The organism is Methanosarcina sp. (assembly GCF_049706645.1).
In the GTDB taxonomy this organism is placed as follows: Archaea; Halobacteriota; Methanosarcinia; order Methanosarcinales; family Methanosarcinaceae; genus Methanosarcina.
This window is the reverse complement of the sequence record NZ_JBNAKP010000028.1, coordinates 50270-62538: the sequence shown is the minus strand read 5'-3', so window position 1 is coordinate 62538 and position 12269 is coordinate 50270. Positions and strand designations below refer to the sequence as shown.

General features: G+C 43.1%; 7 protein-coding genes. 4 read left to right on the top strand and 3 right to left on the bottom strand.

Going from position 1 to position 12269, the window contains the following annotated elements:
- Positions 1–829 precede the first annotated feature (829 nt).
- Positions 830–3505 (top strand): CHAD domain-containing protein, encoded by a 2676-nt coding sequence (locus ACPK8D_RS11170; protein ID WP_424717923.1) that lies wholly within the window; start codon positions 830–832, stop codon positions 3503–3505.
- A gap of 21 nt (positions 3506–3526) precedes the next feature.
- On the opposite strand, the gene ACPK8D_RS11165 is transcribed toward ACPK8D_RS11170, so the two are convergent.
- On the bottom strand, positions 3527–5176 hold the full coding sequence (locus ACPK8D_RS11165; protein WP_424717922.1) for an HD domain-containing protein: 1650 nt from the start codon (positions 5174–5176) through the stop codon (positions 3527–3529).
- Between the two features lie 1283 nt (positions 5177–6459).
- Between ACPK8D_RS11165 and ACPK8D_RS11160 the strand changes: the two genes are divergently transcribed.
- Together ACPK8D_RS11160 and ACPK8D_RS11155 are read left to right on the top strand one after the other, a co-directional pair.
- Positions 6460–6663 (top strand): hypothetical protein, encoded by a 204-nt coding sequence (locus ACPK8D_RS11160; RefSeq protein ID WP_424717921.1) that lies wholly within the window; start codon positions 6460–6462, stop codon positions 6661–6663.
- A gap of 198 nt (positions 6664–6861) precedes the next feature.
- Entirely contained in the window at positions 6862–6972 is a 111-nt protein-coding gene (locus tag ACPK8D_RS11155; protein ID WP_424717920.1) for a desulfoferrodoxin FeS4 iron-binding domain-containing protein, read from the top strand.
- Positions 6973–7391: 419 nt separating this feature from the next.
- Here ACPK8D_RS11155 and ppk1 read toward each other — a convergent pair whose 3' ends face one another.
- Complete coding sequence (ppk1, locus tag ACPK8D_RS11150; RefSeq protein ID WP_424717973.1) at positions 7392–9578, bottom strand: polyphosphate kinase 1; 2187 nt, start codon at positions 9576–9578, stop codon at positions 7392–7394.
- A gap of 419 nt (positions 9579–9997) precedes the next feature.
- On the opposite strand from ppk1, the gene ACPK8D_RS11145 reads away from it, so the two are divergent.
- Positions 9998–10120: a hypothetical protein gene (locus ACPK8D_RS11145; protein WP_424717919.1), complete on the top strand. Its 123-nt coding sequence runs from the start codon at positions 9998–10000 to the stop codon at positions 10118–10120.
- A gap of 4 nt (positions 10121–10124) precedes the next feature.
- On the opposite strand, the gene ACPK8D_RS11140 is transcribed toward ACPK8D_RS11145, so the two are convergent.
- Positions 10125–12266 carry a MutS-related protein gene (locus tag ACPK8D_RS11140; RefSeq protein WP_424717918.1) on the bottom strand — a complete coding sequence of 714 codons (2142 nt, stop codon included), beginning with the start codon at positions 12264–12266 and terminating at the stop codon, positions 10125–10127.
- Between the last annotated feature and the right edge of the window lie 3 nt (positions 12267–12269).

Sequence of the window (12269 nt, the reverse complement as noted above, 5' to 3'; positions counted from 1 at the left end):
TGTCGAATGTAATAGACCCTAAGCATTAGTAGTCTCTAAGTGTTAGTGTTTAAATACTCAAGCCGGATTTAACACGGATAAAATTTATTAATTTGAGCAGTTTAAGTTTACTATAAGCCAGCCTAATTCTTGAGCAACTGAAATTTGATAAATAGGTCTATAGCCGTTTTTAAATTTTTAATAGATATGTTTTACTGCATTTAGCTTTTTTGAATTGTCACTCAGTATAACTGTTCAGCCGCAAAAACAACCTGGGGTTTAATCAATTGAAAAACGCCGAGAATTGATTAATTCCAGCAAATAAAAAGAATGACAGCAGATTTATTTATAAGGACTTGAGCAGTAGTTACAGAAAAATAACTCAGAAAACAACTTAGAAAAAATAGTTCTGTAGCAATGCTGAAATTTATATTACCTCAACCAATATAACTGTAGTTTAAACGTATATCTATAAATTTAATCATTTTAAACGTACATATACATTTAATTTAATCATTTTAAACGTACATCTATACATTTAATTTAATCATGATATTGTAATCACGGAAAATGCCGAGGGGCCGGAAAATACTAATCAGACAATTTACAACCGCGAAAACTCGGAATAAAACTGCACTCGAATTTATAAACCAGCCCTCTTAATCGCATCACAGCATCTTTATTTATAAATTACTCCGCTTGAGTGAGAAAAGCGAGCTAAACTGACAGCGTACTGCAGAGCCGCAACTCTGCCGAAACGGACCCGTGCTGTTGTGATTGCATCGCAACTCTCAGAAAATCAGAGATTTTCTGTGATCCCGAAGCGGAACTCGGGCGGGAGAGAAGGAGTATGGAGATAGAATCTAAATTTCTAGTAACGGAAGAAGCGGATTTTCAGGCCCTCGAAAGTCTTTCAGGGCTTGCTTCATACGCTCTCTCTGAGGCGAAAACCCAGTTAAATGAAGATATTTTCTTTGATACTGAGAACCGAGCTATTATGGCCTCGGGATACTACCTGCGGGTCAGGAAAGATTATGGGGAAGAAGGGAGCTGGCTAACCGTTAAAAGCCTGGGAGGTTTCGAAGGCGGAACTCACAGGCGAGAGGAATATGTAAGTTTCCTGCCTGAAAGAGCCTCTGTGCTCGAATGTCCCGATTCCCGTATCAGAGACATGATTTTCGAATTTACGGCAGGACTTGATCTTTTTCCGCTTCTATCCCTCAAACAGAAAAGGGTGATACGCCAGGTAAAAATGGGAAAAAGAGTTATAGCCGAAATTTATCTGGATAGAGTAAACCTGAAGAGTGGAGACAGGGAAAAGCAATACAATGAGTTTGAAGTTGAGCTTAAAAGCGGAGGAAGCTCTAAAGATCTGGAGACTATCCGGAGCTTCCTGCTCAAGCGTTATAGCCTGGCAGAAAGCCCCTTTTCCAAGTTCGAAAGAGCCTTTCTTTTCATGGAAAAACTTCCTGAGAAAACCTTCCTTAGCCTGAGAGAAAGAGCTTTTTGCGCACAGCTTGCAGACCAGAAAAACGTGTATGGAAAGCAGGCTCAAATTTTAATAGGACTTGACAGGGGACAGGCCTGTGAAGAGCTCAGCCTGCTTCTGAAAGTTCCCCAGGTCCAAGTAAAAGCCCTGCGCTCGGAATTTAAAGAAAAAAGGCTTTCTATTTTTCCTTTTACAACGTATAAGGAAAAAGATAGTGAATTCCATCTCCAGTCCGGAAAAAACTGTATTTTGAAAAAGGAAAAGAAAGCGATAGAATTTAAGCAATGGGACCCTGAAATCCTGCTTGAGTATTACGGAGCAAATAAAAGCAGGGCCGAAAAAAGCAGGGAATATGCTTTTATGCTTTTTGATGGGCTGTTCATATATCACGGATTGGGGAAGGAAGAGAGAAAACTCCTCGGGCTTGCAGCCTTCCTGAAGGATACGGGAAATTCTATCTTTCCTGAGGAGAGAGCCCGTATGAGCAGGGAAATCCTTCTGACGCATTTTATAAAGGGAATCAGGCTTCACGAAATTTTAATGCTAGCTCTGATTACTGAACTTCAGGACCCGTGTGTAAGCGAAAAAAGTTTAATCTCAACTTTTAAAAATTTCCACACGAAGCTGCCTCCCGGTTTCCAGAATAAAGCCCTGATGCTTGCAGCCATTATGTCGATTGCAGACCTTTTCGAAACATCCGAAACCAGGCCGGGAAAGATAAGGGAACTTGAAAACGCCCTGGAAATAGAAATAATAGGAACTGTAACCGAAAAAGCTGCAAAAAGGTTTGAGACAAAAGCTAAACTCTGGAAATCTCTTTCTGGAAGCAAACTTCTGTTTTCTCAGGTTGCTGAAGACGAAAAAGTCCGAAGCGAAGAAGAATCCGAAATAAAGGAAACAGGAACAAAGGAAACAGGAGAGAAACAGGCAGAAAAGGAGAAACAGGCGGAAAAAGAGAAAAAGCCAGAAAAAAAAGAAACCGCAGAGGAGAAAAAATCAGAGAAGAGGCGAGCCGGAGAGGAGAAAAAGCCAGAAAAGAAAAAGTGCAGGCCTCACACTGAAATAACTGTCAAACCGACTAACTCTATGGCCTGGCTTGCCTGCAGGATATTTTCCTATCAATTTTCCTGTATGCTCTCCCATGAAAAAGGAACCGTAAAAGGAGAAGAAATCGAAGAACTTCATGAAATGCGGGTTGCAGTCCGCAGGATGAGAGCGGCAGCGAAGGTTTTTGAGACTTATCTTGATACCGAGCAGCTTGAGCCTCACCTTAAAGGGCTAAGGAGAACACTTGGCTCACTTGGGGACGTCAGGGATCTGGATGTTTTCCGCGAAAAAGCCGATAAGTACCTGAAAACCCTGCCTCCAGGACATGAGCATGATCTTGATCCGCTTTTTACAGTGCTAATGGAAGAACGAGAAAAAGTCAGGAAAGCTATGATTGATTATCTGGAAAGCGAAAAATACCGGGCATTCAAAAAAGATTTTTTGGATGTGCTTGCCTCTCCCGAAACCCTGACCCTTCCTGCAATTAACAGGAAACATGATGCTTTGCCCCACAGGGTAAGAGAAGTTCTCCCTTCAATCCTTTACGCACGCTTAGCAGATATCAGCGCTTACTCCGAATGGGTAGAGGGGCCTTATCTTCCTGTTGAACGCCTGCACAGGCTCAGGATTGCAGCAAAGGGAATGCGTTATACCCTTGAGTTCTTTGAGAGCGTGCTTGGAGAAGATGCAAAAGCCCTGATCAAAGAACTCAAGGCCCTTCAGGATCACCTTGGGAATCTGCATGATGCTGTGATTGCAGTTGACCTGCTGGGTTCTTACCTGAGAACCGGGGAATGGGGCTCTGCCGAAAGTGGAAAAGTTTCCGGGAAAAAGAAGTTTTCCGAAGGTGCTGAAGGAATTGAAGCCTATCTCGCGTACAGGGAAGAAGAACTCCAGACACTGCTCAATACCTTTCCCGAGGCCTGGGAAAAGATACGGAATGGGAATTTCAGGGAAAGGATTGAAAGCGCAATAAAAACCCTGTACTAATTTAATAAAAAACCTTTAAATTTAGCTTTTTGAGGACATTTCAACCCCTGAGATTTCCTCAAGCTCAGCACTTCCTTCAAGTACCAGGGGAACTCCAACGCCCTGTTCTATAAGAACTTTGGACTGGAGATTGTATCCAAACATTTTCTTGAAGTATTTTTTCTGCTTCTCTACTTCCCAGATTTCAAGCTGACACTCCCGCTGAGCGTGCATTTCAAGCACCAGACTGTCGGTAGAGGCGATATAAAACCGGACATGGGAAATAATTCCATTATGGGAGCGGTCCAGTCCTTCGGCAATGCGGAGCAGGGCGGTCAGGACCCTGATGCTTTTTACGGCTTCTTTATTAACCCCGATCAGATTAGGGTGTCTCTTTTTAGGCGTGTTCTTCCTATGGAAATAAGCAAGGTTTGCTATGATCTCGATTTCCTCAGGCTGGAAACCCGGAAGACTGCTCTCCCGTATGAGGTGATAGGCATAGGCCTGATGGGTATCATATGACAGAAAAGTCCCTATGTCATGCAGGGTTGAGCCGTACTCAAGAAGTTCCCTTTCCCCTTCCCTGAACTCGTAAATTCCAAGCGCCTGAATACTGTCAAAGAGTTCAAGGGCAAGCCTGGTAACGGTATGGGCATGTTCTTCATCGAAATTGCAGGTAAGTCCAAGCTGCATAATGCTGCGCTTTCTTACCGACATCTGCGTAATCATGTAGGAGAACTCGCTCTTTGAGATATAATCTACAAGCAGCCCTTCTCGAAGCCCGCGTTTACTTACACTGATTTCGGAAAGCCCAAGTTCTTCCATGAAGGTCTCAATAATTGCAGCCCCTGAGATGATGATATCTGCTCTTTGCGCGTTGATTCCAGGGAACTTGCGCCGCTCTTCAAGAGGTATGGCACACATTGCCCTGACTATACTCTTAAGGTCTTCGTACTCCAGTTTCTCAAAGCTTTCATGGGCTGTTTTGTGCAGGTAGACAAAAGCGATCTTGGCAAGGTTTTCAATTGTCCCCGAACTCCCAATCGAACAGTTTACGCTGTACCTGGAAAGGTCTTTTGTTATATCCGCAATCTTGCGCCGGATATGCTCTTTAATCTGTTCATATCGTTCCTCGGAAACAGGCCCTGTCTCGTCCGGTAAAAACATGTTTGTCAGCCTGATGGACCCGAGATTGAGGGAATAAAGATAATAACACTGGGTCTGGTCCCCTACTGAGACTTCAGTGCTTCCACCTCCGATATCTATGAACAGAGCTTTTGAGCTTCCGAGCCGGAGCCCGCTTGAAACCCCAAGGTAAATGAGGCGAGCCTCTTCGGTTCCGGAAATTGTACAGACTTCCAGGTTTGCCTCCTTTTTCAGCATTTCGAGAAGCTGAACCTTATTGCTCGCGTCCCGCGTTGCCGAGGTAGCCACAGCTATAACCTCTTCTGCCCTGTAAGCCCTGGCAAGTTCCATGAATTTTTTACAGACAACAACCGCGCGTTCTATCGCTTTAGGCTGCAGAATCCTGTCTATGAATTCCTTCTCCCCAAGCCGGACTGTTTCCTTCTGCTTGGTCAGGGGCAGGTAAGACCCATTCGGATTGATCCGGACCAGAAGCAGCCGGACCGAGTTAGTACCTATATCGATAAACGCAACAACTCTGCCTTCGGAAGTTTTCTCGGGTTCCATTATTACCACCTGAAAGCCCTGTCTTTCGTTTTTCTCGAAGGAGTCGAGAAACTCAAAATAAGCTTCACACTACTAGTTCATATTTTTATTCTATTTGAGATTATTTGGCAGCGTATTGAAAGTTTGTAATCGTTATTATTTCCGCACATATCCTATCTATGTATTGGATAGATTGCTTGTTTATGCACTGAATAAAGAAAGGGTATTAAGAAAGCTCTTCTTTCAGGGTTCTTTCTTTATGCTCGTTAAGGGAAAATCAAGCTGCTTGTCATTGAAAAACGTGTATCTGTGTGTATCTAAAATGTTTTTTGTGTTTCATGTTGCGGTAATCGGCAGGAAATCTTCTATTCACTATTCTATGGAATAACCGAGTTCAGAGAAACATACCCTATGAGTTAAAAACTTAGAATAGGAAATTCAGGCAGTAACCTGCCTACTCCCGCTTACATATTTTTATTGTATAGGAAGTCTCAGATTTTTTATTGTATAGGAAGTCTCAGATTAAGCCTTCAGGGAGAGGGGGGTATAATTCCCCTTCGAAGCTCCCATTTTTTTGATTACAGAGCCTCTAATGCGGCCACTTTCGTAATACTTTCCAGATTGAGCCGGATGTGTCGACATTAAGACCAGAGTTAAGGTCTGAGTTGAAATCGAATATTTGACAGAGTTTGAATTATAATTAGTATTTAAAATATTGTTTGATAAAATAACATTTTACATGTGAATATTATTTGTTCAGAACCAATTTTTCATATAATTTATTTTAAATAAGTTTGGGAATTATTATAGATTACAACCCCACGAGAATAAGAGAGTAGACCCAAACGAACGGATTAAAGCGAATGCAAAGACCGCTAAGAAAAAAAGGGGATCAACACAAATGAGAAAGTGACCGGTAGGGTATGTGAATAAAGGATTGCCTGGAAGACGTTCTAATCTAAAAAATATATCGAGGGAATATTTTTTGGGTTACTCTATCGAGGGACAGGTAACAGGAACAACAAGTCCTCCGGGCTTTCTCTAACCTTTTCGAAGTTGTGTATATATTTTCAAATTTGGTTCAATTGATGTTTTATTAGTAAAAAGGAGGGATGGAAAAAAACTACTAATCTAATATATCTAAGAATAGAATCTTTGGGACTCAAAGATTTATCATTGCAAAATAAAAGAACCAAGCAGAATACTATTTGCTAACTGCTAAAGGATATGAATCCTTTTTTAGTCCCAGAAAAAAGAGAGGTTGGCAGAAGTAATCTGAACATAACGTAAAAATTAGGAATCCTTTGAAGGTTATAGGATATTTGAACAAAAGAAAAAATCTAGGAAAATTGTTTAAAAATGTAATTGATTTAGGAGTTGAATCTATGACCCACCATAACGAAGAAAAGAAGGAAGAACCGAAGGAAGAAGAAGCTAAAGTTGAACCAATACACCCCTCTGAAAGCAGGGGCGGTAAAAAGAAAGGTCTTCTTGACACCTGCAAGTAAGTAAGCTCTTATCTGCTATTGGGGTGAGTCTTTGATAAAGTAAGAAAATAAGCACACTCAATGTTTAAGAAAAAAACATAAAAAGACATTAGTGCTTAGTTTTTCGATAACTTTTCTACAACAAATATATTTTAAGGTCTCATCCCATTGCGAAATTAATCTCTTACCATTAAGAATTTTCAGAAAAAAGACACCGCTGTGGAAAAAAGACACCGCTGTGAAATCTATGGTAATAAAGTTATCTTAGAAAAAGTGGAAGGCGGAACTCTTATTTGTCGCGGAGAAGAGATGACTCTTGTAAAAGAATAATCAAGTATCTGCAGAACCTTGATTTCAAAGTATTTCAAAGTATACGTACTGCATGTTGGATCGTGAAATGCTTGGACAAAGAGGCACTTTCTGATTCTGGAAGAAAACCGATGAAATGCTATAATAATTGAGAATAATTAAATCAATAGAGTTCTTCTATAAGCTAAAAACAGCTACCTTTTAATATTTTGTAGCCATAAGCGCTTTTATGAGGAATTTGCTGTAAATTTGAAGTCAAATTTTTGTGTACTATGGGGAAAATTGATCTCCCAATATGAAATTTCCCATTCGAAAACTTCTTGAGATTTGCAATTCTACAAAAAAATCGGCACATTGTCTGGATAAGAGAAAGAGAAGAAAAAAAGTGAGGAAAGAGAAGAAAAAAAAGTGAGGAAAGGGAAGAAAAAGAATTTCTTTTTTCAGCCTTTCTTAGAGTCCAGATCCCAGCTTCTGCTATTCTCAAGCATCCACAGTTGAGAATCCAGTTCTTCTTCCTGGGGCTGTGGGTAAATTCTTTCAGTCCTGCCGTTAGGGAGCAGCAGGCGGGCTTTTATATTATCTTTGAGGTGAGTTCCAAGGATTACATCTCTCAGGATAGAGATGTATTCGGCAGATGCCGGAAAGAGTACTTCTACCCTGTTGTCCAGGTTGCGTGGCATAAGGTCGGCGCTTCCCATAAAAACCTCTTCTTTTCCGCCGTTCCTGAAATAGTAGATCCTGGAATGTTCAAGGAAGCGGCCAACTATCGAAGTAACCCTGATATTTTCGCTGAGCCCGAAAATGCCCGGTCTCAGGCAGCAAATTCCCCGGATAATAAGGTCTACTTTTACTCCGGCCCGGGAAGCCCTGTAAAGTTCCCGGGTGCACTGGTAGTCCACAAGGGAATTCATCTTGAAGATCAGGTGCCCGTTCCCATACTTTTCATGCAGGTCGATTTCACGCCTGATGCGTTCCAGGATCTGATGCCTGAGGGTCTGGGGGGCTACGAGGAGTTTGATATAATGGTCCTTTCTCGAATACCCGGTAAGGGCATTGAAAAGGTCAGAAATGTCCTTGCCTATGAATGAGTCGCTTGTCAGGTAACCAAAATCGGTATAGAGCCTTCCTGTGACAGCGTTATAGTTTCCCGTGCTCATATGCACATAGTACCTGATGCCTTCTTTTTCAGCCCTGACCACAAGGCACATCTTGGCGTGGGTTTTACGCCCTGGAAAGCCGTAAGCTACATGAACCCCTTTGCGTTCGAGTTCTTTTGCCCAGCCTATATTGTTCTCTTCATCAAAGCGGGCTTTAAGTTCCACCAGAACCGCTACCTGTTTTTTCCGGTCCGCAGCCTTCATAAGGGCCTGGATAATCCTGGAATTATCGTCCACCCTGTACAGGGTCATTTTAATTGCCAGAACATCGGAATCGTCGGCAGCCTCTTCCACGAAATCAATTACCGATTCGAAACTGTCATAAGGATGGTGGAGAAGAATATCTCTCTTTTTCAGAACCGCAAAAATTTTCTCCTTGTTCGCCAGCTGAGAATGTTTTTTCGGCTCGAAGGGCTCGTATTTAAGATCAGGGCGATTGATCTGTGCAAGTTTAATAAGACTTGAAAGTCCCAGAGGAGCTGCAGACCTGAACATCAGGGAAGCGGTAAGTTCCAGATTCTTGAGAAGGATATCCGAGACTCTTGGAGGCATTGTATAATCGGTCTCAAGCCTGACAACCGACCCGAAATAGTTCCTGCCGACTCTTTGTTTTACAGCGGTCAGGAGGTCTTTGTCCCCATCCTCATCAAATCCGAGATCTGCATCACGTGTGATCCTGAAAGGGTAAGCTCCGAGAATGCGCTGTCCGGGAAACAGGAGGTCAAGATTTGCAGCAATAAGCTGTTCCAGCCAGACAAAACGCCCTGTTTTCAGCTCCTCCAGACTGGAAGTTATTCTCTCCTGGTCATCTTCAGGAACAACTATGAGTCTCGTGAACATCGGAGGGATCTTGACCCTTGCAAAGCGTTCCCCGTAATCCGGATCATCAATTAATACTGCAAGGTTAAGGCTGAGATTGGAAATGTGAGGGAAAGGATGCCCTGAATCAAAACCCAGAGGAGTCAGTAAAGGGAAAATGTTTCTCTCGAAATAATCTCTTAACTTTCTTCTTTCCTTCCCGGAAAGCTCAAAATAATTAAGAACTTTAATTCCTTTTTCCCGTAGAGCAGGTTCAAGGCTTTCGTTCCAGCAGCTGTCATTGAGAGGAAGCTGCCTGAGAAGCTCGTCCCGAATGATACGAAGCTGTTCCTGCGCCAGTTCATCTGTCCGGTCGTCTTTTAGAGCTTCCGCTATTCTTCTCTGGACGCCTGAAACCCTGACCATGAAAAACTCATCAAGATTGCTTCCAAAAATCGAAAGGAACTTGACTCTTTCAAGCAGAGGGTTGCGCTCGTCAAAAGCTTCTTCGAGTACCCTGTCATTGAACTGAAGCCAGCTATATTCCCGGTCCGTATATAAACATGGATCACTGAGATCAGGCATACCGGAAACTTCTACCCGAGCTCCATCAACATTATCCATAACCAGCCTATCAAAATCTGCACACTGAATGGGGAAGTTCCGCTCCATTACTATCACGCGTGGCCTGGGTTTTGCACTTCTTCAGATCCGCCTTTGAAAAATCATAAAAGATCGGAAGATAGAATCTCTGCATTTCATAATTCAATTTCATTACCTGATCGTCACCCGGTTTACTGGGTTGAAAAGAAGGTAGCCCCCGGGTCTACTTAAACGACCTGAGATAGTCAGCCTCAGGGAAATGTTCCCTTAATTACACCAACCCTTTTAGCCGATTACAGTTTTGTATTCACTGCATAGGGGGAAAGGCAATCTCCATATTAAGTTATCGGAGATGCATTGACACCAACGCCTATATAAACTTTTGTATTGACCGGATTTTCAGGACTCTACGGAATCTCCGCCAACTCATTACTATTTATTAATATATAGAACTAAAGATTTATAACGTTATCTCTTAAAGGCGATTATTGACAAAAGCAAAAAAAAGGTGCTCTGGGTTAAAAGGAAAAAAAAGTACTGAAAGATTACCAGAAAAGATCGGGATATCCAGGGTAGGTTCTGTATTAATATATTTTAAAATACTTGCCTAAGTTTTTAAGATTCTGCTTTTGAGCCAGTTTTAAATTTATCTTTTAAATGTGAATAAAACTCCTGCTCTTTTCCCGTGGTTTTCCTGAGCAACCGTTCAACAATCAGCTCGGGAGTGCTTCGAGCAATACGATTGTACACAGGATTCCGGTTTACGATCAGTTCCAGATGAGAATCCAGGCCTTCTGCTTCAATTCCATCTACTCTTATCTCTGCTCCGGTATTTTCAAGAATCAGTTCCGAAAGGTGGGAAACAAAAATCCCAAGACTCTGTTCATTTCTGGACAAATATTCAAGGATTCCTGCTATAATCCGCGCAGAAGCTCCAGGCTCGGTGATCGATTCGAGTTCGTCGGCAAGCACCAGTTTTCCCGAGGCTTCGGAGAGCACTGAGAATTGCCTCAGGGTGGTTTCAAAAGCTCCTGCATCCAGGGTTCCTTTTGATTTCCCGAAGTAGTAGAATTCCTCAATAGGCCCGAGTTCAAGCTCTTTTGCAGGAACCGGAAAGCCCATATATCCAAGGATTACGCATTGGGCAAGGAGTTCGAGCAGGGAAGTCTTGCCCCCTGAGTTTACTCCGCTCAAAAGTACAACCCTGCTTTCCAGGCCTGCAGGGGAAAAACCGGTTTTTCCGATGGAATAACTGACAGGATCGATTTCTCCGTGGCGGGCTTTTAAAAAAAGGTTTTCTCCGGCTTTAAAACCTATTCCGGTTTCAGGAATTAGTTCCGGGAGTTTCAGCTGGAATTTTGCCGAAAAGCAGGCCAGTGAAAAGCCCAGGTCAAAATCCAGGACTTCCCTGACAAGTTTTTCTACAGGCTGGTGAAACGCTGAGAGCGTTTTTGCAAGCTCCCTTTTTCGGGCAAGCCTTGCTTTTTCAAGGGTATTATTCAACTTTTGCCTGAGAAGCTGCAGCTGGGATTGGTCTGCACTCAGAGGATAGGAAATCTCATCAGGAAAAAGGGAATCAAGCATTAATTTTTCCTGCCTCTGAAGCCCTAGCTTTTCAGCAAGTTCTTCTTTTACGGCTTCAATCTCAGCTTTATAGATCCTATTGAGTTCCTTTGCAAGCAGGTCTTTAATCTCCATTCCCCCGGTCACAAGCTTGATGAGTTCCTGCCCGCTCAGGGTAAGCGAACTTGCTTCAAGGGTCCGGTTCATGCGCCGGTTAGCCTCATTCAGGACCGAAGTCAGTACAGGGTCAAGGTTTTGCAGAGCTGCTCCGAGCCTGTCAAGTTCAGGATCAAACCCTTCAACAGGCTTTCCATCCTCTCCGAGTTTTGAAAGAGCTGCATCGAGTATATCGAGCTTCTCTTCCGGGAGCGCCTCAAAGAACCCGAATTCTTCGGAGCGCAGAGCCGATACTATATTCAGGCAGGCGCGGACGCAATCCAGGTTCCGTGCAAAAAAAGCCAGTTCTTTTTCAGGCAAAACCTGGTAGAGTTCAGCTCTGGAAAGGTCCTGGAAATATTCGGGTTCAAGGTCTTCAGGCAGGTCAAACCCAAGATAGGTGTCGTCAAAAACAATCACGCTGGAATAACCTCTTGCAAGGTCCACAAATTCCGAGAGGTTTTCTACGCCCTGGACAGGCAAAAAGGCCTGGAATTTTTCTCTGGCTGCTTTCAGGATTTTTGAGTCTCCGCAGAGGATTATCCGGTCTCTGACTCTCAGGTTAGCTGGCACTGGCCTGAGCTTCCTGACCCTGGTAAGCAGTTGCAGAAACTCAGAATTTTCGGAAAAGGCATCTCCCAGTTCAAGATACTCTCCTACGAAAGCCTGCCTCTCCTGAATGAGATCCATGCGTGAAGCAGGTAAAGGGTAAAAAAGGTTCAGCTTATCCCTGGCGTGCGTGGTATGGGCAAAACTTTTTATCAGTTCAAGCAGGCGGGAATAAAGCTCCAGAGCTTCCTTTGTTTTGAGAAAATCGGAAATCGAACAGCCCTCAGCTCTGGATCTGGCATCCCTGGCAAGGGAAAGGGCAAAATTGTGGCTGATACCGTTGATTTCGGAAAGCGAAGCTATATCTCCCTCGCAAATAGCCTGAAGAGCTGCAGCTTCAGTTCCGAAGTGCTCAATCAGCCTGTCAGCTACCCGTTCACCGATTCCATGAATTTCCCGCAGGCTTGAGAGAGGCTGAGAAGTTTTCATACG